At 70.8% G+C, this 22,542-nt stretch carries 18 protein-coding genes and 2 tRNA genes; 14 read left to right on the top strand and 6 right to left on the bottom strand.

Features of this window, described 5'->3' with window-relative positions; genetic code table 11:
* The first annotated feature begins 94 nt into the window (after positions 1 to 94).
* A complete protein-coding gene (locus AC07DU_RS03360; protein ID WP_479109397.1) occupies positions 95 to 3,043 on the top strand; it encodes a tetratricopeptide repeat protein in 2,949 nt (982 codons plus the stop codon).
* On the opposite strand, the gene AC07DU_RS03355 is transcribed toward AC07DU_RS03360, so the two are convergent.
* Entirely contained in the window at positions 3,037 to 4,167 is a 1,131-nt protein-coding gene (locus AC07DU_RS03355) for a ThiF family adenylyltransferase (RefSeq protein WP_479109395.1), read from the bottom strand. The two genes, AC07DU_RS03360 and AC07DU_RS03355, sit on opposite strands and share 7 nt — an antisense overlap.
* A gap of 224 nt (positions 4,168 to 4,391) precedes the next feature.
* Here AC07DU_RS03355 and AC07DU_RS03350 point away from each other — a divergent pair, with 224 nt between their 5' ends.
* The 4 genes from AC07DU_RS03350 (at position 4,392) to AC07DU_RS03335 (ending at position 8,227) form a co-directional block, all read left to right on the top strand.
* Entirely contained in the window at positions 4,392 to 4,931 is a 540-nt protein-coding gene (locus tag AC07DU_RS03350) for a M48 metallopeptidase family protein (protein ID WP_360888065.1), read from the top strand.
* A gap of 139 nt (positions 4,932 to 5,070) precedes the next feature.
* Positions 5,071 to 6,753: a TerD family protein gene (locus AC07DU_RS03345; RefSeq protein WP_479109393.1), complete on the top strand. Its 1,683-nt coding sequence runs from the start codon at positions 5,071 to 5,073 to the stop codon at positions 6,751 to 6,753.
* A 20-nt stretch (positions 6,754 to 6,773) separates the two neighbouring features.
* On the top strand, positions 6,774 to 7,454 hold the full coding sequence (locus AC07DU_RS03340; RefSeq protein ID WP_360888748.1) for an AIM24 family protein: 681 nt from the start codon (positions 6,774 to 6,776) through the stop codon (positions 7,452 to 7,454).
* Between the two features lie 17 nt (positions 7,455 to 7,471).
* On the top strand, positions 7,472 to 8,227 hold the full coding sequence (locus AC07DU_RS03335; RefSeq protein ID WP_453373320.1) for an AIM24 family protein: 756 nt from the start codon (positions 7,472 to 7,474) through the stop codon (positions 8,225 to 8,227).
* A 78-nt stretch (positions 8,228 to 8,305) separates the two neighbouring features.
* On the opposite strand, the gene AC07DU_RS03330 is transcribed toward AC07DU_RS03335, so the two are convergent.
* Positions 8,306 to 8,836, bottom strand: a complete 531-nt coding sequence (locus AC07DU_RS03330; protein WP_479027036.1) for an NUDIX hydrolase — start codon at positions 8,834 to 8,836, stop codon at positions 8,306 to 8,308.
* Positions 8,833 to 10,251 (bottom strand): zinc-dependent metalloprotease, encoded by a 1,419-nt coding sequence (locus AC07DU_RS03325; RefSeq protein WP_479109391.1) that lies wholly within the window; start codon positions 10,249 to 10,251, stop codon positions 8,833 to 8,835. The genes AC07DU_RS03330 and AC07DU_RS03325 overlap by 4 nt, the downstream gene beginning before the upstream one ends.
* A gap of 192 nt (positions 10,252 to 10,443) precedes the next feature.
* Between AC07DU_RS03325 and AC07DU_RS03320 the strand changes: the two genes are divergently transcribed.
* The 4 genes from AC07DU_RS03320 to AC07DU_RS03305 all read left to right on the top strand — a co-directional run bounded on the left by AC07DU_RS03320 (position 10,444) and on the right by AC07DU_RS03305 (position 13,803).
* Positions 10,444 to 11,628 carry an SDR family oxidoreductase gene (locus tag AC07DU_RS03320; RefSeq protein ID WP_479027039.1) on the top strand — a complete coding sequence of 395 codons (1,185 nt, stop codon included), beginning with the start codon at positions 10,444 to 10,446 and terminating at the stop codon, positions 11,626 to 11,628.
* A gap of 162 nt (positions 11,629 to 11,790) precedes the next feature.
* The gene (locus AC07DU_RS03315) at positions 11,791 to 12,252 is read left to right on the top strand and encodes a molybdenum cofactor biosynthesis protein MoaE (protein ID WP_360888078.1); all 462 of its coding nucleotides are present in this window, start codon (positions 11,791 to 11,793) and stop codon (positions 12,250 to 12,252) included.
* 169 nt (positions 12,253 to 12,421) lie between these two features.
* Complete coding sequence (locus AC07DU_RS03310) at positions 12,422 to 12,616, top strand: hypothetical protein (protein WP_360888080.1); 195 nt, start codon at positions 12,422 to 12,424, stop codon at positions 12,614 to 12,616.
* 95 nt (positions 12,617 to 12,711) lie between these two features.
* The gene (locus AC07DU_RS03305) at positions 12,712 to 13,803 is read left to right on the top strand and encodes a YlbL family protein (protein WP_479027043.1); all 1,092 of its coding nucleotides are present in this window, start codon (positions 12,712 to 12,714) and stop codon (positions 13,801 to 13,803) included.
* 39 nt (positions 13,804 to 13,842) lie between these two features.
* Here AC07DU_RS03305 and AC07DU_RS03300 read toward each other — a convergent pair whose 3' ends face one another.
* Positions 13,843 to 14,412, bottom strand: a complete 570-nt coding sequence (locus AC07DU_RS03300) for a PPA1309 family protein (protein ID WP_360888086.1) — start codon at positions 14,410 to 14,412, stop codon at positions 13,843 to 13,845.
* A gap of 130 nt (positions 14,413 to 14,542) precedes the next feature.
* On the opposite strand from AC07DU_RS03300, the gene AC07DU_RS03295 reads away from it, so the two are divergent.
* From AC07DU_RS03295 to AC07DU_RS03280, 4 genes are all read left to right on the top strand, one after another.
* A complete protein-coding gene (locus tag AC07DU_RS03295; RefSeq protein WP_360888754.1) occupies positions 14,543 to 17,419 on the top strand; it encodes a UPF0182 family membrane protein in 2,877 nt (958 codons plus the stop codon).
* A 52-nt stretch (positions 17,420 to 17,471) separates the two neighbouring features.
* A tRNA-Met gene (locus AC07DU_RS03290) sits at positions 17,472 to 17,545 on the top strand.
* A gap of 192 nt (positions 17,546 to 17,737) precedes the next feature.
* The gene (locus AC07DU_RS03285) at positions 17,738 to 19,609 is read left to right on the top strand and encodes a tetratricopeptide repeat protein (RefSeq protein ID WP_479027047.1); all 1,872 of its coding nucleotides are present in this window, start codon (positions 17,738 to 17,740) and stop codon (positions 19,607 to 19,609) included.
* A gap of 84 nt (positions 19,610 to 19,693) precedes the next feature.
* Positions 19,694 to 19,767 (top strand) — tRNA-Met (locus AC07DU_RS03280).
* 131 nt (positions 19,768 to 19,898) lie between these two features.
* On the opposite strand, the gene AC07DU_RS03275 is transcribed toward AC07DU_RS03280, so the two are convergent.
* Positions 19,899 to 20,315, bottom strand: coding sequence for a Fur family transcriptional regulator (locus AC07DU_RS03275; RefSeq protein WP_360888091.1), 417 nt, complete (start codon positions 20,313 to 20,315; stop codon positions 19,899 to 19,901).
* 128 nt (positions 20,316 to 20,443) lie between these two features.
* Here AC07DU_RS03275 and AC07DU_RS03270 point away from each other — a divergent pair, with 128 nt between their 5' ends.
* Positions 20,444 to 21,913, top strand: a complete 1,470-nt coding sequence (locus AC07DU_RS03270; protein WP_479109389.1) for a catalase — start codon at positions 20,444 to 20,446, stop codon at positions 21,911 to 21,913.
* 89 nt (positions 21,914 to 22,002) lie between these two features.
* Here AC07DU_RS03270 and AC07DU_RS03265 read toward each other — a convergent pair whose 3' ends face one another.
* Complete coding sequence (locus AC07DU_RS03265; protein WP_479027158.1) at positions 22,003 to 22,395, bottom strand: CBS domain-containing protein; 393 nt, start codon at positions 22,393 to 22,395, stop codon at positions 22,003 to 22,005.
* Between the last annotated feature and the right edge of the window lie 147 nt (positions 22,396 to 22,542).

Below are 22,542 nucleotides of genomic sequence, written 5' to 3'. Positions count from 1 at the left end.
GTCATGGCCTCGCCGCAGCCCGGAGTGGGGCACCTGCCCCGAAGACGAGGGGAATCCCGCCATCGGCGGACGGGGCCCGCTGTGGTGAGACAGCATGAATGGGCAGGGGGACGTGGTGATCGCGAGGGAGCTGTGGATGGCCGGGCGGGGCCCTACGAGGCAGGAACTCATCCGGCGGAGGCGTTCGAGCGGCTTCATCGGGCGGGAGGGGGAGGTATCGGCCTTCAGGGATGTGCTCAGGCAGGCCCCGGACGAGGCGGCACAGTTCCTCTTCCACGTGAGAGGCCCGGCCGGAGTCGGTAAGTCCACTCTCGTACGCCAGCTGGAGACCATCGCCCGTGACGGCCAAGCCGTCACCGCCTACGTGGACGAGTCAGTGGCGGACACAGTGGAAGCGATGGAGGTCATCAGCGCGCAGTTCGCCCATCAGGGGGCGGCACTGAAGGGTTTCGACAAGCTCCTCGCCACCTACCGTCAGCGCCGGCACGAGGTGGACGCCGGGATGGGTATCGCTGCGGCGGGCATGGACCTTCCCGCCGGGGGGGAGGCTCCGCCCCCTTCGCCGTCGAGCGTGATCGCCTCGCAATTGGGCCTGGCCGGACTGGGCATGATCCCCGGCGTCGGCATCTTCACCGGCGCGGTCGACCCGACCCAGGTTGCCGCCGGAGCGGATCGGATGAAGGCCCTGATCAGTACCCGGTTCCGCAACCATGGTGATGTTGAACTCGTCCTGTCCCCGCTGGACGCCCTGACCCCCCTCTTCCTCGAGGAACTGTCCGAGGTGGCGCGCCGCAAACCATGGGTCGTGCTCTTCTTCGACACCTATGAACGCACCGGCCGGATGCTGGACACCTGGCTGCGCGACGTACTGGTCAGTGACCGCTACGGGGAGTTGCCCGCGAACGTGCTGGTTACCTTGGCAGGGCAGGGCCGGCTGACGCCCGGGTGCTGGCAGGACTGGCAGGACCTAGTCACAGACTGGCCGTTAGACGCGTTCACCGAGACGGAAGCCCGCAAGCTCCTCACGGGGAAGGGTGTGACAGACGAGCGGGTCGTCAAAGTCATCCTCCAGTTGTCGGAGTGCCTTCCCGTCCTCGTATCCACCCTCGCCGAGACTCAGCCGGGCAGCGTGGAGGAGATCGGGGACCCGAGCGGCACCGCCGTGGAGAGGTTCCTCAAGTGGGTGTCCGATCCGGCCCGTCGGGCCGCGGCGCTGGCGTGCGCCTTCCCTCAGGAGCTTGACGAGGACGTGTACCGGGCCGCGGTGGAGGCGGATGCGGCCGAACTGTTCGGCTGGCTCCGGTCGATGCCCTTCGTCACCGACCGCTCGGGCCACTGCCGCTACCACGAACTCGTCCGCGGCACGATGCTCCGCCTACAGCGCAGGCAGTCGCCGACACGATGGGAGCAGCTGCACACCCGGCTCGCCGACGCCTTCGCGCAGCGCCGTAGACGGCTGGAGGAGTCCACCGCCCCGTCCTGCGGCTGGTGGGCGGACGAGACCTGGCGCGGATACCGGCTCCAGGAGACCTACCACCGCCTCTGCGCCGACCCCCGGACCGCCCTCCCCGCCGCGCTGCGGGAGCTCCTCGACGTCTACGGCCGCGACGTGACCCGTCTCCGCCGCTGGGTCCAGACCCTGATCAGGGGCGGCCGTGACGCAGACTCGGACGCGATCACTTACTGGGGCGAGCAGCTCCAAGCGGCCCTGGACGGTCCTCGGGCGGGCGTGGCGGTCCTGACCCTTCTCCTGCACCGTGCTGGTTTTGACAGCGCCGGCCAGGCCCTAGCCCTCGCCGTGCGCGGCCAGGACCACCGCAACGCCGAGAGGTATCCGCAGGCCCTGGCCGACTACAGCCGGGCCCTTGAACTGGATCCCCAGCTCGCCCGCGCCTACTTCGGTCGGGGTCAGACATACGCGTTGACGGGCCAGCACAATGAGGCAATCGCGGACTTCGACCGTGCCATCGAGCTGGACCCCGGACATGCCCGCCGTATCGGCAGCCGTGGGGCTTCCTATCGCCTCAGCGGACGGTACGAAGAGGCTCTCGCTGACCTGAACCGGGCGCTCGAAATCGCACCGGACTACGGCTGGGCCTTCACCAACCGGGGAGTGGTCCACCGGATGCAGGGGCGTTTCGAAGAGGCTCTGGCCGACTTCGGCCGTGCCATCGAGCTGAAGGACGACCCGTGGGCCCTCGTGAACCGGGGCCTCACCTTCAACGCGATGCGCCGCTTCGAGGAGGCGCTGCCCGAATTCGCGCGGGCTCTCGATGTCTCGCCGGACTACGGCTGGGCCTTCATCAACCGAGGTAACAGCTACTGGGGGCTCGGACGCCACGACGAGGCATTGGCGCAGTTCGACCGAGGCATTGAGCTCAGTCCCGACTACGTCTGGGGCATCCTCCAGCGTGCCCGGGCGCACGAGCATCTCAACCATCTGGAAGAGGCGCAGGCCGACTTCAGCCGTGTGATCGAACTCAGTCCCGAAAACATCGCGGCCCTGTGCGGACGAGGGCAAATGCGTAGCTTCCTGGGCCGGTACGTGGAGGCTGTAGACGACTTCTCCCGTGTCATGGAACTGAGATCGCCGGAGGATTGGGCCCTGACCGCGCGGGGGAAGACGAACAGACTCATGGGGCGGTACGACGAGGCGCTGGTCGATCTCACACGGGCTGTCGCCATCGCGCCGCACAACGCTCATGCGCACTACGAGACAGCGGTCGTCCTCTGCGCGCTCGGGCGTCCCGAATGCGAGCACAGTCTGGCGCGGGTCGTGGAGCTCCTCGGGCCCGACGGCGCCGGGATCACTTCCGATCCGGCGGCCGATACCGGCAATCTCGTCCTCGCCCACTGCCTGGCGCTGCGTTGGGAGGAAGCCAGGTTGCAGGTCTCGAAGTTCCTGGACGGCAACCCGCAGCGTGGACGGATGTGGGAGCTGATTACAGCCCTTCGCAGCCTGATACCGGTCATCCCATCGGTGGAGTGCGGGATCCTCGGTCTCTGTCGCCCCGTCGAGGAGAGACTCGCGGCGCATCAGTGACTCCCTTCCGGCGCAAGCCGGGCCGGGGACTGCGCTTCCGCCTCCAGAATGCTCGCGCCGCAGGGACAGTCGGGGTGGGGGCGGACGGGGGTGGGCTCCCAGTGGAGGGCGGGGAGGGCGGCCTCCCATCGGGACCCGGTGGAGGCGGGCAGTTCTCCGTCGAGGAAGGAGAGCGCGTGCGCCGCGGCCAGGCCGGCCACCGCCGTGGACAGGCCCAGGTCGCAGGCGGCGCTCACCCGGCGGCGGTGCGCCGAGCGCCACTGCACGAGCATGCGCGGCCAGGCCGTGTCCCGGTCCACGCGCTCGCGTTCCATGCACCCCGCGCACGCGGTCGCCCCCGGCAGGACCAGCGGCCCCACCACCCCGGTCCCCTCCAACACCCCCGCATACAGGTGGGGGACGCCCGTGGCGACCCAGTCGGCCGCGGTGTCCGGATCGGGGGCCCAGGCCTGCAGCCCGTCCCGCGGCGCCACGACCACCAGGGCCAGCCCCGGCTCCGGGCCCTCGGCCTCCCCCGCCCGCGGGGCCCGCCCCGGGGCCGACTCCCGCACCAGTTTCCCCGCGGCCTCGGCCCGCAGCCGGCCCACGCTCCCGGCACCCAGACCGCCCGGCGCCACGTCGGCCGCCTCCACCCGGCCGCCGTCGAGCACCTCGACCCGGCCGACGCCGGCGCCGGCCAGCACCGCCGCGATTAGGGCGCCCACCCGGCCGCTCCCGCGCACCCGCACCCGTATCGTCCGGCGCGCGGCGACCCCCAGTAAGTCACCGCCCGGCTGCCGGTGGACCAGGGACAGCGAAGCCAGATCGGGCCCGAGCCGTTCCAGGGCCTGCGGATGTCCCCGTACGGCCTGGGCCCGCGGGCCGCCCGCGGTGGCGTCGTCGAGCAGACCGGCCCCCGCCAGCCGCCTGACCAGTTCGTCGGCCTGCCCCTGCGGCAGTCCCATCGCCGAGGCCTCGGCCCGCAGCCGGTCCATGCCGCGCGTCCCGTCGATCCGGTCGAGCAGCGCACCCGTCGCCGTGTCCACGGGGCCGAGCACCACCGCATGCGCCGGGGTCACCCCGAACTGCACCGTCTGCATATCCCGCCAGGCCCGCGCCAAGGCCGGCTTCACCTTCGGATACATGTCCCGTCCCCCTCATTTCCCGTGCGAACCCGGGCCGCCCCGTTTCCTCTTCTCCCGCAACACTGCCCGTCCTTGGGAATCCGTGCCGGAATTTGTCCACAGGTGGGGCGTATTAGGTATATGAGATGAAGAGAAATGCGGTTTCGGATAGCCGCCGCGAATCGATCATGTTCGAACCCTGGACGCGCGGGACTTCCGTCACCGCTTACGGGTAACGTCGTGGCGTGTCCGCCGACCCACCGCAGAGCACCGTCGAAGTCCGCCGGAGCGCGCGCCGCCGCAGGACCGTATCCGCCTATCGCGAGGGTGACCGTACGGTCGTCCTCATCCCTGCCCGGATGTCCGAGGCGGAGGAGCGGCGCTGGGTGGGCGTCATGCTCGACAAGCTGGCGGCCCAGGAGAGCAAGCGCACCTTCGGGGACGCGGAACTCACCGAGCGCGCCGAGCGTTTGTCCGAGCAGTACTTCAGCGGCCGCGCCCGCCCCCGCTCGGTCCGCTGGGTCACCAACCAGAACACCCGCTGGGGGTCCTGCACCCCGGCCGAAGGCAGCATCCGGCTCTCCCACCGGCTCCAGGGGATGCCCGAGTACGTCGTCGACTACGTACTCCTCCACGAGCTGGCCCACCTCCTCGTGCCCGGCCACGGCCCCCGCTTCTGGGAACTCCTGGAGGCGTACCCGCGGACCGAGCGGGCCCGAGGGTACCTGGAGGGCGTCGTGGCGGCCGAGCGACTTCCCCAGGTCCCGGCCGCCCGCGAGGAATGAGCCCGCAGGACCGATTCCCACCCGTGACGTCACACAGCGTGATATGTACCGGGTCGGTACCGACTTGGCCCGATGTCGGCAGTTGCCGTTAGCCTGAGCGGCACGTATTCACAGTCGGGATGGGGGACGGTCGTTACGTATGGCCAGGGAATTCCAACGCGGCCACAAGGCCAAGATCAGTGACCTGACGGCGGGCACCGATCTGTATGTAGGCGTTCAGATCGCCGGGCCCGGACTCACCTTCGACATCAGCTGTTTCGGCCTCGACGCCAACGAGCAGCTGTCGGACGACCGGTACTTCGTCTTCTTCAACCAGCCGAAGTCGCCGGAAGAGTCCATTCAGCAGCTCGGGCCGCAGGCCGGTGACACCGAATCCTTCCGGGTGACCCTGGACCGGATTCCGGCGTCCATCCACAAGCTGTCCTTCACCGCCACCATCGACGGCGCCGGACAGATGTCGCAGATCGGCCCGGGCCACATCCGGATCGTGGCGGGCGGCGAAGAGGTCGTCCGGTACGCGTTCACCGGTGCGGAGTTCACCACCGAGCGGGCCGTGATGCTCGGCGACTTCTACCTGAAGGACGTGTGGCGCTTCGCCGCCGTCGGCCAGGGCTTCGACGGCGGCCTCGACGCGCTGCTGCGCAACTTCGGCGGCGAGGTCGCCGAGGAGGCGCAGCCGGCCCAGCAGGCCCCGGCCGCCGCCGCGCCCGGTTTCGCGCCCCCGCCGCAGGCGGCCGCCCCCGCCCCGGCTCCGTCCTTCGGTGCCCCGGCCCCGGCCCCGGCCCCGGCCCCGGCCCCGGCCCCCGCCCCGGCCCCGGCCCCCGCCCCGGCCCCGGCTCCCGCGCCGGCCTTCGGCGCGCCCGCGCCCGCCCCGGCCCCGCAGCCGCAGGCGTACCAGCAGCCGGCGCCCGCCGCCCCGGTGCACGCCGCGCCCACCATGGCCGCGCCGTTCGCCCCGCCCGCCCCCGCCCCGTACGGCCAGCCGCCGCAGCAGCAGCCCTCGTACGGCCAGGTACCGGGCCAGGTGCCCCCGCCCGCCCCGGCCCCCGCCCCCTACGGACAGCAGCCGCAGCCGGGCTACGGCCAGGTCCCGGGTCACGTCCCCGGACAGGTCCCCGGCCAGGTCCCGGGCTACGCCCCGCAGGCCGTGGCCCCCGCCGGAGGCGGACTCGCCGCCGCGCTCCAGCCGTACAAGGAAGCCCGCACCGGCTCCCGCTGGACCGCGCAGAACCAGCAGCTCATGCGCGTCGACCTCGCGATGGGCGGCCAGGCCGTCCTCGCCCGCCAGGGCAGCATGGTCCTGTACCAGGGCAAGGTCGACTTCAGCTACAAGGGCGCGGGCTTCGCCGGCCGCATCGTCGGCAACGCCACCGGCCAGGAGATGCAGCTGATGCGCTGCACCGGCCGCGGCCAGGTCTTCCTCGCGGAGAACGGTGCCCACCTGCACGCCATCGAGCTCCAGGGCGACGGAATCTGCGTCTCCGCCGAGAACGTGCTCGCCTTCGACGAGTCGCTCCAGCACGAGGTCCGCCGCATCGAGGGCCACGGCATCCCCGGCGGCGCCCTGTTCACCATGCAGTTCCAGGGCGCCGGCACCGTGATCGTCAAGACGCACGGCGTCCCGGTGGTCCTGCCCGTCACCCCGACCACCTTCGCGGACAGCAACGCCATCGTGGCGTGGTCCTCCGCCTCCCAGGTGATCCTGTCCAGCCAGGTCCGGCTGCGGCGCAACGCCTACCCCGGCCACAGCGGGGAGACCGTGAACCTCCAGTTCCGCGGCGCTCCCGGCAACTTCATCGTCGTCCAGCCGTACGAGGTCTGAGGGAGCCCGACATGAACGCAATGAACCAACAGCTCGCGGGCTACGCCCCGACCCCCGTCACGGCCCGCATGGAGAACCACGGCCGGTCCATGCTCAAGGTCGCCATGCAGAGCGGCCAGGACCTCTTCGCCCGCACCGGCTCGATGGTCGCCTACGAGGGCTTCGTGCAGTACGAGCCCAACCCGCCGGCCGTCCGCCAGATGGCGGCCCAGTGGGTCACCGGCGAAGGCGCACCGCTGATGAAGTGCACCGGCGACGGCCTGCTCTACCTCGCGGACTACGGCGCCGACGTCGTCGTCATCAATCTCAACAACGACTCGCTCTCGGTCAACGGCACCAACCTGCTCGCCTTCGACGCGCACCTCCAGTGGGGCGTCGAGCGGGTCAAGGGACTCGCCAAGTTCGCCGGCCAGGGCCTGTTCAACGTGCAGGTCGCGGGCACCGGCTGGGTCGCCCTCACCTCCCGCGGCACCCCGATGGTGGTCGACTGCGGCCGCGGCGAGGACGAGACGTACGTCGACCCGGACGCGCTCGTCGCCTGGTCGCCGAATCTCAAGGTGAAGGGCAAGCGCAGTTTCAAGGCCTCGTCGATGATCGGCCGGGGCAGCGGGGAGGCCTACCAGATGGCCTTCTCCGGCCAGGGCATCGTCGTCGTGCAGCCCAGCGAGGACAGCACCGACCGGCTCCGGGCCCGGGGCTGAGGGGGAGCGGACACATCATGCAGAGCACACTTTTCGCCCACGCCGAAGCGCAGTCCCAGGACCGCTACACCGTCCAGAACCCGCAGCTGCTGCGGGTCTCGCTGACCGGCTCCGACGACGTACTCGCCCGCAAGGGCGCGATGGTGGCCTACCAGGGACTCATCGACTTCGACGGCGAGTACCAGAGCACCAGCCAGCGGAACGCCCGCCGGCGCACCGGTGAGGGCCTGGACCTCATGCGCTGCTCCGGGCAGGGCACGGTCTACCTGGCCAACCTGGCCCAGTACGTTCACGTCGTGGACGTGGACCAGGAGGGCCTGACGGTCGACAGCAGCTATGTGCTGGCCCTGGACTCCACCCTGCACACCGAGGTCATCGCGGTGGACAGCCAGTACGGGATCTCCGGATCCGGCAAGTATCAGCTCAACATCACCGGCCGCGGCAAGGTCGCGCTGATGACCTCCGGCCAGCCGCTGATGATGCACGTCACGCCCGACAAGTACGTCAACGTCGACGCGGACGCGATCGTCGCCTGGTCGACCTCACTGCGCGTCCAGATGCAGGCCCAGACGCACTCCAGCGGAGTCTGGCGGCGGCGCGGCAACACCGGCGAGGGCTGGGAGCTCAGCTTCCTCGGCACCGGCTACGCGCTGGTGCAGCCCAGTGAGGCGCTGCCGCCGCAGAACGCCCAGCTCGGACAGGGTGTCGCGGCGCAGTTCGGCATGGGACAGCACGGTTCCCACGCGCAGAACCAGAACAACGCCTGGAACTAGCCCTTCCAGCAGGCGGTACGGCGAAGGGGCGGCCCCGCGAGGGACCGCCCCTTCGTCACGCCCGCGGGTCACCGCGGGTCAGCCCCGCAGCCGCTCCAGGGTCGCCTCCATCAGCCGCACGACCGAGATGTCGGCCACCGCCGCCACCTCCTCGTACGGGAACCAGCGCAGGTCCAGGGACTCCTCGCTGATCTCAGCCTCCGCACCGGCCGGAGCCAGCGCCGCGTACTGCACGTCCAGATGCCAGTTGCACGGCGCCGGGATCGGATGCCGGTCCAGGCGCACCGGTCCGCCCGCGAGCAGCGTCAGCCCCGAGGCGATGCCCGACTCCTCGCGGGCCTCGCGCAGCGCCACGTCCGCGAGGGTCGCGTCGCCGGACTCGCAGTGGCCGCCCATCTGGAGCCACATGCCGAGCTTCCTGTGGAGGGTCAGCAGGACGCGCCCGCGCTCAGGGTCGATCACCAGCGCGCTGCCCGTGACGTGCCCGGCCTGACAGGGCTTGTAGACCCCGTCCGGATGGGCCGCCAGGTGCTCGAGGTAGAGGTCGCGCAGCTCGGGCTGGTCCTCGTAGGTCTTCAGTACGAGGACCGCGTCTTCGTGCAGGCTCACTTCTTGTCGTCGCCGTCCTCTTCGCGCTTCTCGGCGGCCTCGCCGAGCATCTTGTCGATCTCGGAGAAGTCCAGCTGCTCGCGGTGCACGAAGCCGTCCGGGTCGTCCAGGTCGGAGGCCGTCGGCAGCATGTCCGGGTGCTCCCACAGGCCGTCGCGGCCGTCCACGCCCCGCGCGTCGGTGAGCGAGGCCCACAGCCGCGAGGCGTCGCGCAGCCGCCGCGGGCGCAGCTCCAGGCCGATCAGCGTCGCGAAGGTCTGCTCCGCCGGTCCGCCCGAGGCGCGCCGCCGCCGCATGGTCTCGCGCATGGCGTCCGCCGAGGTCAGGCGCGGCTTCGCGGCCTCGTGCACCACCGCGTCGACCCAGCCCTCGACCAGCGCGAGCGCCGTCTCCAGGCGGGCCAGGGCGGTCTTCTGCTCGGGGGTGTCCTCCGGCTGGAACATGCCGCCCTGGAGCGCTTCCTGCAGCTGCTCCGGGTTCGACGGGTCCAGCTGGCCGACCACGTCCTCCAGCTTCGAGGTGTCGACCTTGATGCCGCGGGCGTAGCCCTCGACCGCGCCGAACAGGTGCGAGCGCAGCCACGGCACGTGCGCGAAGAGGCGCGCGTGGGCCGCCTCGCGCAGGGCCAGGTACAGCCGCACCTCGTCCGAGGGGACGCCCAGGTCCTTGCCGAAGCTCTCGATGTTCAGCGGAAGCAGCGCGGCCTTGCCGGCCGGGCCCAGCGGCAGCCCGATGTCGGTGGAGCCGACGACCTCGCCCGCGAGCACACCCACGGCCTGGCCGATCTGCTGACCGAACATGGCGCCGCCCATGGAGCGCATCATGCCGAGCAGCGGGCCCGCCATCGCCTGCATCTCCTCGGGCAGCACGCTGCCCATGGCCGCGCCGACGCGCTCCGCGACCGGGTCCACGAGCTCCTTCCACACCGGCAGGGTGGCCTCCACCCACTCGGCGCGGCTCCACGCGACGGCCGTGGTGGCGCCCGAGGGCAGCGAGGTCACGCCGTCCAGCCAGTGGTCCGCGAGGCGCACGGCCTCCTCCACGGCGGACTTCTCGGCGACGCCGACGCTCGTGTCCTTCACGCCGTCCGCCGTGCCCTGGGCGACGGTACGGCGGGCGATGTCCTTGGCCATGTCCCAGTTCACGGGACCGCCCTCGTAGCTGAGCATCTGGCCGAGCTGCTGGAAGGCCGCGCCGAGGTCGTTCGGGTTCATCGCGCCGAACATCGCGGCGAACGGATTGTCCGCACCACCGAAACCGCCGGCGCCGCCTGCGCCGCCCGGCAGGCCCATGCCCGGGAACCCGAAGGGATTCGCAGGGCCGCCCTGAGCGCCCTCGTTGCCCTTCTTCTTGCCCTCGTCGCCGTTCTCCGGCTCCTCCGGCGGAAGGCCGAATCCGAATGGGGTCTCGCTCACGGGTTTCCTCGGCTCGTAGGGCCGCCGGCGGGAGCCGACGGGCAATGGTCCGACAACACCACCCAGCGTAGACACCCGAACCGCATACGGGCTCGGTGCTCCGCCGGCTCCTGGGCTGCGGCAGGATGGACGTCAACTGGTAGGTACGCGTCACGGCGCGTCCCCACTGAAGACAACCGCTGGAGACGCCTGGTGAGTTCCCCGGATCCGCACGCTTTGGACAAGCACAGCTCGGACAAGCACAGGCACGCGCCGAACGACGCCGAAAACCGCCCAGAGCGGGGCGACAGCGCCGACGGTGTTCGCCAGCCGCGTAACGCGGCCCAACGGGGCCCCGTGATCGCGGTGACCGGCGCCGCGTCCGGTGTCGGCGCGGCCCTGGTGAGCCGCCTGGCCGTCTCGGACGAGGTCAAGCAGGTCGTGGCCATCGACGAGCGGCGCGGTGACTGCGCGGCCGCACAGTGGCACATCCTGGACGTACGGGACCCCGCCATCGCCGAGAAGCTGCGCGGCGCGGACGTCGTGGTCCACCTCGCCCTGGACCTCGATCTGGAGACGGACCCGGCCGCCCGCACCGCGTACAACGTGCGCGGGACCCAGACCGTCCTCACGGCGGCCGCCGCGGCCGGCGTGCACCGGGTCGTGCTCTGCACGTCGGCCATGGTCTACGGGGCCCTGCCGGACAACGACATCCCGCTGTCGGAGGACTCCGAGCTGCGGGCCACCGCAGAGGCGACGGGCGTCGGTGACCTGCTGGAGATCGAGCGCCTCGGGCGGCGAGCCCCGCGCGCGCACCCCGGCCTGAACGTCACCGTGATCCGTCCGGCCGTCCTGGTCGGCGGCACCGACACGGCCCTGACCCGCTACTTCGAGTCCCCGCGCCTGCTCGTGGTGGCCGGCTCCCGCCCCACCTGGCAGTTCTGCCACGTGGACGACCTGGTCAGCGCCCTGGAGTACGCGGCCCTGGAAAAGGTCGAGGGCGAGCTGGCCGTGGGCTGCGAGGGGTGGCTGGAGCAGGAGGAGGTCGAGGAGCTGAGCGGCATCCGCCGCATGGAGCTGCCCTCGGCGGTCGCGCTGGGCGCGGCGGCCCGGCTGCACCGGATCGGCCTGACGCCGTCCCCGGCGGGGGACCTGGCGTACACGATGCACCCGTGGGTGGTCAGCGTCAGCGGGCTGCACGCGGCGGGCTGGCGGCCGCGCTGGACCAATGAGGAGGTGCTGGCCGAGCTCCTCCAGGAGGTGGCGGGCCGGCACACCGTGGCGGGGCGGCGGCTGGGGCGCAAGGACGCCACCGCCGCGGGCGCCGCCGGTGCGACGGTCGCGCTGCTGGGCGCTGCCGCGGTGGTCCGCGCCGCTCGCCGGCGCAGGGGTATCTGACCCGGCCGGGCCGGGTCCGGGTCCGGGTCCCGGGAGGTGCGGCGCCGTCTCCGGGGCGCCGCCCCCGGGCCCCCCGGTTCGTAGGAGGATCCCAAGGTCGTGGGTGCGGCACGGGTGAAACTGCTATTTCGCCGCGTCAGCGGCTAGGGCACGATGGACGGTATGGCACCGCACTTCGATCACCCCGGCGAGCAGGCCGCTCAGGACCCGATCCGGCTGCTCGACATCCGTGACACCCCCCTCTCGATCGACGAGGTCTTCCAGGCCGTCGGCGACGACGCGACGGGCGGGACGACGCTCTTCGTCGGCACGGTGCGCAACCACGACAGCGGCGCGGACGTCGACTCCCTCGGCTACTCCTGCCACCCGACGGCCCAGGCCGAGATGCGGCGGGTCGCCGAGCGGGTCGTGGCCAAGTACCCGGTCCGCGCCCTGGCCGCCGTGCACCGCATCGGTGACCTGGCCGTCGGTGACCTGGCCGTGGTCGTCGCCGTCTCCTGTCCGCACCGCGGCGAGGCCTTCGAGGCCTGCCGGATGCTGATCGACGACCTCAAGCACGAGGTCCCGATCTGGAAGCACCAGACCTTCGCCGACGGCACCGAGGAGTGGGTCGGCGCCTGCTGACTCCGCCGGCGCGGACGTCTGTCGGACCCCGGTCGCGGAGCGGCCCCCGGATGGGGGTAGCCTCGCACCCGTTCGGCCGCGCAACACGCCCTCGATTTGCGTAACCCCCTTCCGGGCACGAGCGTTGAAGCCACCAACGACATGCACTTCGGGGTAGGGAGGCACGCCCATGGCGTCTCTGGTGTGGTTGCTGATTCCGCTGTTCGCCGCGATAGGCGCGGGCATATGGGGCAGCTGGGCGGCGCGCGACCGTACACAAGGCGACATATCCGAGCTCGCCGGATACGCCCGGTTCCGCGAGGTCATGGGCAACGCCGAGGCCAAGGTGAAGGCACAGGCCCACTCCGGCTCCGACGCCGTCTGAGTCCGGACCCCGCACGCCCGCGCAGGCCCCGTACGGACCCCGTACGGACCGGCCCCGAGGGCCGCCCGCCAGGGCCGTCCCGTACTGTCGGATCCATGCCACGCCGCACCGCGACGATGCTCGCCTCCACCCTCGTGCTGTTCGCGCTGCTCATCGCCGGGGTCTTCATCAAGGTCCCGTACTCCGAGATGAGCCCGGGCCCGACCGTGAACACGCTCGGGGACTCGCAAGGCGAGCCCGTACTGAACATCTCGGGGCACAAGACGTACCCGACCAGCGGTCACCTCAACATGACGACGGTCCGCGTCACGGGCGCGGACTACGACATGAACCTGGTGGAAGCGGTGTACGGGTGGCTGGCCGGCGACGACATCGTCGTGCCGCACGAGAACCTCTACCCGAACGGCAAGACGGACGCGGAGTCCACCCAGGAGAACGCCGAGGAGTTCACCCAGTCTCAGCAGAGCGCCAAGGTGGCGGCCCTGAAGCAGCTCGGCATCCCGGTCACCGCACGCGTGATCGTCGCCTCCGTGGTCAAGGGCAGCCCCTCCGAGGGCCAGCTGCACGCCGGTGACCTGATCAAGGCGGTGGACGGCGCCCCCGTCACCGCCCCCGAGGACGTGGCCAAGCTCGTCACCAAGCACAAGCCCGGCGAGCCGGTCGAGTTCACCATCGTGCCGGCCGCGGAGGCCGCCCAGGCGGCGAAGGCGAACCGCGAACCCGTCGGCGAGACCAAGGTCGCCATCACCGCGGGCAAGGCGGAGGGCGACGGCCGCGCCATCGTCGGCATCCGGGCCGGGACCGACCACACCTTCCCGTTCACGATCGACATCAAGCTCGCCGACGTCGGCGGCCCGAGCGCCGGTCTGATGTTCGCCCTCGGCATCGTGGACAAGCTCACGCCGGAGGATCTGACCGGCGGCAAATTCATCGCGGGCACCGGCACCATCGACGACGCGGGCAAGGTCGGCCCGATCGGCGGCATCCAGATGAAGACCATCGGCGCCCGCCAGGCCGGCGCCGAGTTCTTCCTGACGCCCGCCGAGAACTGCGCCTCCGCGGCGTCCCACGTGCCGGGCGGGCTGACCCTGGTGAAGGTCTCCACCATCGACGACGCCACGAAGGCGCTGGAGAAGATCCGCAAGGGGGACACGGCCGGGCTGCCGCAGTGCAGCACCAAGCCCTGACCCCCCTGCTACATCCCAGCGGGACCGGGACCCCGAGGCCTACGAGAAGGTCGCGGCCAGGGCCTCCGCCAGCCCGGGCACCAGACCCCCGCCGGTGAGGACCTCGGTCGAGGAGTCCTTCTCGCGCAGCCGTACGGCCGACTCGCGCGAACCGTCGCGCAGCACGGCCACGGTGATGCGGACCTCCTGCCGCTCCGGGTGCCCGGCGACCCACTTCGCGAGCTGCTTGTCGTTCAGCCCCTCCGGGACGGAGGCCTCCGCGGACGGCGGCAGCATCAGCCGCTCCACCGTCAGCGCGCAGCCGACGACCGCGTCGGGCCAGGCGATGGTGCCGAGGAACTTGTCGAGCGGGGTCCCGGCCGGGACCTCGTCCTGCTCGACGGGGGTGAGGGAGGACTTGCCGGCGTCGTCCTGGTCGAGACCGAGCTGGCCCGCCAGGCGCGGCTCCTGCTTCTTGAGCCGGGCCGTGTCGACGAGGGCGAACAGCCGCGCGGGCTTGTCCCAGCCGAGGCCGGCCGCGTACTCGTCGATCTCGAGGCAGGCACGGGTCAGCGGGCTGGCCGCCATGGGAGTGCCGGGGGAAGGCGAAAGGTTGGACATGGACAACATCCTGCCTCCTTTCCACCGGATACCGGGAACTGACTAAAGCCTCAGTAAGTTGCATGAGTGGGCTCTACGATCGGGGGCCCGTTCACCACCAGACTCAGCGACTTTCGAGGTGCGCACCTTGGCTTTCCAGATGCCGGACCGCGGCGGAGGCCCTTCCGGGCCACGGATGAGAGTCGGCCGCCCGTCCCGGCGGGCCCGCACTCTCCTCATGACCCTGGGCGTGCTGGCCGTGCTCGCCATGCTCTTCATCATGTTCGCGGGCTTCTGGACGGACTGGCTCTGGTTCCGCTCCGTGAAGTACTCCTCCGTCTTCACCACCACCCTGTGGACCAAGATCGGTCTTTTCGCCGTCTTCGGCCTGCTGATGGCCGGGGCCGTCGGCTTCAACATCTGGCTGGCGCACCGGCTCCGGCCGCCGCTCAGCGCGATGTCGATGGAACAGCAGAGCCTCGACCGCTACCGGATGAGCGTCGCCCCGTACAAGAAGTGGATGCTCCTCGGCATCGCCGTGCTCGTCGGCCTGATCGCGGGTGCCTCGGCGGCCGGTCAGTGGAAGACCTGGCTCATGTACGTGAACGGGGTGACCTTCGGCACGAAGGACCCCCAGTTCCACATGGACGTGTCCTTCTACACCTTCGACCTGCCCTGGTACCGCTTCCTGCTCGGCTTCGGCTTCGCCGCGGTCGTGCTGTCGGTGATCGCCGCGGCCGTCGTGCACTACCTGTACGGCGGACTGCGCGTGACCAGCCCGGGCGCCCGGGCCACCGCCGCGGCCACCGGGCACCTGTCGGTGCTGCTCGGCCTGTTCGTCACCCTCAAGGCGGTGGCCTACTGGCTCGACCGGTACGGCCTGGCCGTGAAGTCCAGTGACTTCAAGGCCGCGGACAACTGGACCGGCCTGCGCTACGTCGACGCGAACGCCTACCTGCCGGCGAAGACGATCCTCGTCGCCATCGCCGCCATCTGCGCCGTGCTGTTCTTCGCGACGCTGTGGCGCCGTACCTGGCAGCTGCCCGTCATCGGCTTCGGCCTGATGGTGCTCTCGGCGATCCTCATCGGCGGGCTCTACCCGGCGATCGTGCAGAAGTTCCAGGTCCAGCCGAACGAGCAGGCCAAGGAATCCCCGTACGTCCAGAAGAACATCAAGGCGACGCGCGACGCCTACGGGATCGAGGGCTCCGAGGTCACGGACTACCCGGGCGGCCCGCAGACGCCGGACCGGACCAAGCTGCGGCCGCAGGCCGACACCACGGCCAGCATCCGCCTCCTCGACCCGAACATCGTCTCGCCCGCCTTCCAGCAGCTCCAACAGGTCAAGGGCTACTACGCCTTCCCGTCCACGCTCGCCGTGGACCGCTACAGCGGGCAGGACACGGTGATCGGGCTGCGCGAGCTGAACATCGGCGGCATCCCGAAGAACAACTGGATCAACGACCACTTCAAGTACACGCACGGCTACGGCGTGGTCGCGGCCAAGGGCACCACCGTCGGCGACCAGGGCGCCCCGGACTTCACCCAGTCCGACCTCCCCTCCAAGGGGATGTTCGGCACGGACTTCGAGCAGCGCATCTACTACGGCGAGCAGACGAAGCAGTACTCGATCGTCGGCGGGCCGCAGAAGGAGCTCGACTACTCCGACGACAAGGGTGAGAAGGAGACGTCCTACAAGGGCGACTCCGGGGTCAACCTCGACAACCCGATCAACCGGGCCGCGTACGCGCTCACCTTCAGCGAGCCGCAGATCCTGTACTCGGGCGCCATCGGCGACGGCTCGCGGATCCTGTACAACCGCACGCCGAAGGACCGCGTGGAGGCCGTCGCCCCCTGGCTGACCATCGACGGCGCCCCGTACCCGGCCGTCATCGGCAAGCGGGTCGTCTGGATCGTCGACGCCTACACGACGACCAACGGCTACCCGTACGCCTCGCGCACCACGCTGGGCCAGAGCACGGCCGACTCGCTGACCAACAGCCAGCGCGCGGTGGTGGCCCAGGAGAACCAGGTCAACTACATCCGCAACTCGGTGAAGGCCACCGTCGACGCGTACGACGGCTCGGTCAGCCTGTACCAGTGGGACACCGAGGACCCGGTCCTGAAGACCTGGATGAAGGCCTTCCCGGGCACGGTGAAGCCCAAGAGCGAGATCGCCAAGCCGCTCATGGACCACCTCCGGTACCCGCAGGACCTCTTCAAGGTCCAGCGCGAGCTGCTGACCCGCTACCACGTCACGGACCCGCAGACCTTCCTCAGCGGCAGTGAGGCCTGGGCGGTCCCGGACGACCCGACGACCAAGGCCGGCACGGCGGTTCCGCCGTACTACCTGTCGATGAAGATGCCGGGCCAGAAGGAGAAGGACCAGGTCTTCTCCCTCACCACGACGTTCACGCCGAACGAACGGCCCAACCTGAGCGCCTTCATGTCGGTCAACGCCGATCCGGGCACTCCGGACTACGGCAAGATCAGAATCCTGAAGATGCCGACGAGCAAGCCGCCGGACGGCCCCGGACAGGTGCAGAGCAAGTTCCAGTCCGAACCGAAGATCGCCGAGTCGATCCGCCTGCTGCGCGGTGGTGACTCCGAGATCGAGTACGGAAACCTGCTCGCGGTGCCGCTGGACGGCGGAATGCTCTACGTGGAGCCGGTGTACGTCCGCAGCTCCGGTCTGAAGTACCCGCTGCTGCGCAAGGTGCTCGTGACCTACGGGGGCCAGACCGCCTTCGAGGACACCCTGGAGAAGGCGCTGAACGTGGTGTTCGGGGCCGAGGCCGCGACGACGCCGGTGCCCCCGACCCAGCCACCGGGCGACGGCACCACCACGCCGCCCAGCCAGGACCCGACGGTCAAGGCGGCCCTCGCCGACGCGCAGAAGGCCGTCGACGACGCCGAGAAGGCCAGGCAGGCCGGCGACTGGGCGGCCTTCGGCAAGGCACAGGACGAGATCAAGGCGGCGCTGAAGCGGGCGATCGACGCGGAGGCGAAGCTGACGGCGCCCAAGCCGGGCGGCTGATGATCAAGGGGTAAGGGCTCCGTCCCGCGTCGTGATACTGTGGTTTCACCGACGCGGGGTGGAGCAGCTCGGTAGCTCGCTGGGCTCATAACCCAGAGGTCGCAGGTTCAAATCCTGTCCCCGCTACTGAAGACGAAGGCCCGGATCCATGGGATCCGGGCCTTCGTCATGCCCGGGAGGGACACGCGGTAGCTGATACGGGTGAGTTGTCGGTGGAGCGTGTTTGACTTACCCCACTGTGGGCATGTCGACAAAACGCTGTAGTGACCTCACTGGCTGCGACATACCAGGTGTACGCGGGTAGCAGGTGATGCGACGATGGGATTTATGGGGGACAGGTCAACTCTGCTGGAGACAGGGCGGTTTGTGAGGGCGGAGACCGAGCCGGGTACGGGAGCCGGTGACTCGGCTCCCGTTGTCAACGCGCAGACCCCGCTGACCGATGCGGAATTCTTGGACAAGCACAGTGCGGAGGAAGTGTTCGCCGAGACCGACGCGGCGAGCGACGCCGAGCTGGAAGCCCGCCACCGGGTGGCCGCCGACCAGGGCGACCCCGGTGCCATGAGCGTGCTCGGTGCGCTGCTGCTGCGCCGCGGTGACCTGGTCGGGGCCGAGCCGTACCTGCGGGGGGCCACCGCCGCGGGGGACCGCGCCGCCGCGAACAACCTCGGCGTGCTCCTGCACCAGCGGGGCTACCCGGAGGAGGCCGCCGGCTGGTGGCGGGTCGCCGCCGTGGCCGGATCGGCCCCGGCCGCGCACGCCCTGGGCCGCTACTTCCGCGAGCGCGGAGACGAGCCCGCGGCCGAGTACTGGATGCGGCAGGCGGCGGAATCCGGCCACGCCCTGGGCGCGTACGGGCTGGCCGACCTGCTGGAGCACCGCGGGGACAAGGGGGTGGAGCGGTGGTTCCGCGCCGCCGCCGAACAGGGGCACCGCGAGGCCGCCTACCGGCTGGCGCGGCACCTGCGCAAGGGCGACCCCGCCGAGGCCGAGCAGTGGTACCGGCAGGCCGCCGCGCGCGGACACCGGCGTGCCGCGCTGCACCTGGGCGCGCTGCTGGAGGCGCGCGGGGAGCTCAAGGAGGCCGGGCGCTGGTACCTGACCTCCGCCAAGCAGGGCGAGGCCCGGGCCGCGTGCGCGCTCGGCTTCCTGCTGCGTGACGCGGGCGACGAGGACAGCGCGGCCGCGTGGTGGCACCGGGCGGCGCAGGACGGCGACGGCAACGCCGCCAACGCGCTGGGCGCGCTGCACGCGGCCCGCGGGGAGACCCAGACCGCGGAGCGCTGGTACCGGGCCGCCATGGACGCGGGCGACCAGAACGGGGCCTACAACCTCGCGCTGCTGTGCGTCGCCCAGGAGCGGACCGCCCAGGCCGAGCAGTGGTACCGGCGTGCCGCCTACGCCGGGCACCGCGAGGCCGCCAACGCGCTGGCCATCATGCTGCTCCAGGTCGGGGACGCGGCGGGCGCGGAGCCGTGGTTCTCGAAGGCGGCGGAGGCGGGCAGCGTCGACGCGGCGTTCAACCTCGGGATCCTCTTCGCCAGCCGGGACGACGACCGGACGGCGCTGAAGTGGTACGAGCGGGCCGCGTCGGCCGGCCACACCGACGCGGCACTCCAGGTCGGCATCGCGCTGGTCCGCGACGGCGAGGAGCGGGCCGCCGAGCGCCATCTGCGGTGTGCGGCGGGCGGCGGCAGCGCGGAGGCGGCGTTCCGCCTGGCCGCGCTGCTGGAGTCGCTGGCTCCGCCGCCGGAGCCGGTCGCGCTGGGCGAGCCCGTGGGCAGCGCCCCGCGCACCGAGAGCGAGGAGTGGTACGAGCGGGCCGCCGAGCTGGGGCACCGCCGGGCCCAGGTGCGGGTCGGCATGCTGGCCGCCGCCCGCGGTGACCTGGCGGTCGCCGCGCGCTGGTACCGGGAGGCGGCCGAAGCCGGTTCCCGCAACGGGGCGTTCAACCTGGGGCTGCTGCTGGCCCGCGAGGGGAGCGAGCCGGAGGCCGCCCTGTGGTGGACCCGGGCGGCGGTGGCGGGCCACGGCCGCGCGGCCCTGCGGCTGGGTCTGCTGGCCGCTCGCCACGGTGACCTGGCGGAGGGCCAGAAGTGGTGCGTTCGCGCCATGGAACTGGGGCCGGCCGAGGTCTCGGAGCGGGCGGCCCGCCTCCGGGAGGCGCTGGCGGAGGAGCTCTCGGCCTGACCGGGAGACGGCCGGGGCTCGGCCGTCTCCCGGTTAACCGATTTGCATCTGCCGCGGGCGTTCACGTAACGTTGGGTTTACCGACGCGGGGTGGAGCAGCTCGGTAGCTCGCTGGGCTCATAACCCAGAGGTCGCAGGTTCAAATCCTGTCCCCGCTACTGAAGCCTCAGGGCCCGGATCCCATGGATCCGGGCCCTGAGTCGTTTCCGTGCAGTAAATCCGTACAGCAGATCCGTGCAGCAGAAGGGCCCGGACCCCGTGGGGGCCGGGCCTTCGGCGTTCGCAGAAGTCAGGCGCCCGCGCAGTTCGGGCAGATCCCGCGGTACGTCACCTCGGCCGCCGATACGACGAAGCCGAAGCGCTCGCTGTCCGGCAGGTCGGAGAGGGGGTTGCCGACGGGGTGGACGTCGCGGATCGCACCGCACTGGGCGCAGACCAGGTGCTGGTGCGGCTGGTGGGCGTTCGGGTCGTACCGCTTGGCCCGGCGGTCCGTGGAGACTTCCAGGACCTCACCGAGGGTGACCAGCTCACCCAGCGTGTTGTAGACGGTGGCGCGGGAGATCTCGGGCAGCTTCGCCACGGCGCGCGCGTGCACCTCGTCGGCCGTCAGGTGCACGTGGTCACCGTCGAGCACCTCGGCCACGACGCGCCGCTGTGCGGTCATGCGCCAGCCGCGTCCGCGAAGTCGTTCCAGCAGGTCACTCATAGACATCAGCCTAACAGCGAGGGGTTCGGTGCAACTCCCGAACCAGTGCGGACTTGGATGCTTGCTTGACTTAGACAAAGTCCATTGTAGGATCGATTACGGCGAACGCCAAGGACAGGCATGCAGGAATGACGCAGGAGGCGCACGTGACGCAGGGACCGCTCACCACGGAGGCCGGGGCTCCGGTCGCCGACAACCAGAACAGCGAGACGGCCGGCGTCGGCGGCCCCGTCCTGGTCCAGGACCAGCTCCTGCTGGAGAAGCTCGCGCACTTCAACCGCGAGCGCATCCCGGAGCGCGTCGTCCACGCCCGCGGCGCCGGCGCCTACGGCACCTTCACGCTGACCCGTGACGTCTCGCAGTGGACGCGCGCCGCGTTCCTGTCCGAGGTCGGCAAGCAGACCGAGACGTTCCTGCGCTTCTCCACCGTCGCGGGCAACCTCGGCAGCGCCGACGCGGTGCGCGACCCCCGCGGCTGGGCGCTGAAGTTCTACACCGAAGAGGGCAACTACGACCTCGTCGGCAACAACACCCCGGTGTTCTTCATCAAGGACGCCATCAAGTTCCCCGACTTCATCCACACCCAGAAGCGCGACCCGTACACGGGCTCGCAGGAGGCGGACAACGTCTGGGACTTCTGGGGGCTGTCGCCCGAGTCCACCCACCAGGTGACCTGGCTGTTCGGTGACCGCGGCATCCCGGCGTCCTACCGCCACATGAACGGGTACGGCTCGCACACGTACCAGTGGAACAACGAGGCGGGCGAGGTCTTCTGGGTCAAGTACCACTTCAAGACCGACCAGGGCATCAAGAACCTCACCCAGGCCGAGGCCAACAAGCTCGCCGGTGAGGACCCCGACTCCCACCAGCGCGACCTGCGCGAGGCCATCGAGCGCGGCGAGTTCCCGTCCTGGACCGTGCAGGTCCAGATCATGCCGGCGGCCGAGGCGGCGGACTACCGCTTCAACCCGTTCGACCTCACCAAGGTGTGGCCGCACGAGGACTACCCGCCGATCGAGATCGGCAAGCTGGAACTCAACCGCAACCCGGAGAACGTCTTCGCCGAGGTCGAGCAGTCGATCTTCTCCCCGGCGCACTTCGTCCCCGGTATCGGTCCGTCCCCGGACAAGATGCTCCAGGGCCGTCTGTTCGGCTACGGCGACGCCCACCGCTACCGCGTCGGCATCAACGCCGACCACCTGCCGGTGAACCGTCCGCACGCCACCGAGGCGCGCACCAACTCCCGCGACGGCCACCTGTACGACGGCCGCCACAAGGGCGCGAAGAACTACGAGCCGAACAGCTTCGGCGGCCCGCACCAGACGGACCGCCCGCTGTGGCAGCCGATCGCGCTGACCGGCGGCACCGGCAACCACGCCGCGCCCGTCCACCGCGAGGACAACGACTTCGTCCAGGCGGGCAACCTCTACCGCCTGTACTCGGAGGACGAGAAGGCCCGCCTGATCGAGAATCTCTCCGGCTTCATAGCCAAGGTCTCCCGCGACGACATCGTCGAGCGGGCGATCAACAACTTCCGTCAGGCGGACGGTGACTTCGGCAAGCGGCTCGACGCCGCGGTCCAGGCCCTCCGCGGCTGAACCGATCGCTTGCCGTAGCGGAACGCCGGGCCGCGACCCTCCTCGGAGGATCGCGGCCCGGCGTCGTTTCGCGCCGGTGCCCGCGCCGCTCAGGCCGACACCGCGCGCCGCGCCGGCGCCCAGCAGCGGATGACGTCGCGCACGGACACGATGCCGACCGGGCCGCCGTCCTCCAGGACGATCAGATGCCGGAAGCCGCCGTGGGCCATGGCCTCGGCGGCTTCCTGGACGGTGGCGTCAGGGGTGCAGAAGACGACGTTGTTGGTGGTGTGCGCGCCCACGGACTCCCGGTCGGGATCGTGGCCCGCGCCGAGCGAGTTGAGGATGTCGCGCTCGGTCAGGATGCCGATGCCGCTGTGGTCGGGGTCGAGGACGACGGCCGCGCCGACGCGTCGGCCGGACATCAGGCAGGCCGCCTGCCGGAGGGTGTGGGCGGGTCCGAGGGTGAGGATCACGGTGCTCATGGCGTCGCGGACGAGCATGAAGAGAGCCACCTCCTGGTGTGTCCCCCCGCTCGGGTGGGGTGCGCCCGCAATCGCTGGGGAGCGGAGTCCCTAGAGAAAGGCTTCACAAGCGCACAAGCGGGGGATTCTCAGATTCCCACTCCCGGGCGGTGCCAACAAGAGGGC

The organism is Streptomyces sp. NPDC045695, assembly GCF_056432025.1.
The sequence above is the reverse complement of the archived record's forward strand: the minus strand, read 5'-3'. Positions and strand labels throughout refer to the sequence as shown.

Coding starts and splice junctions, on each gene's coding strand:
- AC07DU_RS03360 (WP_479109397.1), top strand. CDS start 95: ATGAATGGGCAGGGGGACGTGGTGATCGCGAGGGAGCTGTGGATGGCC.
- AC07DU_RS03355 (WP_479109395.1), bottom strand. CDS start 4,167: ATGTATCCGAAGGTGAAGCCGGCCTTGGCGCGGGCCTGGCGGGATATG.
- AC07DU_RS03345 (WP_479109393.1), top strand. CDS start 5,071: ATGGCCAGGGAATTCCAACGCGGCCACAAGGCCAAGATCAGTGACCTG.
- AC07DU_RS03340 (WP_360888748.1), top strand. CDS start 6,774: ATGAACCAACAGCTCGCGGGCTACGCCCCGACCCCCGTCACGGCCCGC.
- AC07DU_RS03335 (WP_453373320.1), top strand. CDS start 7,472: ATGCAGAGCACACTTTTCGCCCACGCCGAAGCGCAGTCCCAGGACCGC.
- AC07DU_RS03315 (WP_360888078.1), top strand. CDS start 11,791: ATGGCACCGCACTTCGATCACCCCGGCGAGCAGGCCGCTCAGGACCCG.
- AC07DU_RS03310 (WP_360888080.1), top strand. CDS start 12,422: ATGGCGTCTCTGGTGTGGTTGCTGATTCCGCTGTTCGCCGCGATAGGC.
- AC07DU_RS03305 (WP_479027043.1), top strand. CDS start 12,712: ATGCCACGCCGCACCGCGACGATGCTCGCCTCCACCCTCGTGCTGTTC.
- AC07DU_RS03300 (WP_360888086.1), bottom strand. CDS start 14,412: ATGTTGTCCATGTCCAACCTTTCGCCTTCCCCCGGCACTCCCATGGCG.
- AC07DU_RS03295 (WP_360888754.1), top strand. CDS start 14,543: ATGCCGGACCGCGGCGGAGGCCCTTCCGGGCCACGGATGAGAGTCGGC.
- AC07DU_RS03285 (WP_479027047.1), top strand. CDS start 17,738: ATGGGATTTATGGGGGACAGGTCAACTCTGCTGGAGACAGGGCGGTTT.
- AC07DU_RS03275 (WP_360888091.1), bottom strand. CDS start 20,315: ATGAGTGACCTGCTGGAACGACTTCGCGGACGCGGCTGGCGCATGACC.
- AC07DU_RS03270 (WP_479109389.1), top strand. CDS start 20,444: ATGACGCAGGAGGCGCACGTGACGCAGGGACCGCTCACCACGGAGGCC.
- AC07DU_RS03265 (WP_479027158.1), bottom strand. CDS start 22,395: ATGCTCGTCCGCGACGCCATGAGCACCGTGATCCTCACCCTCGGACCC.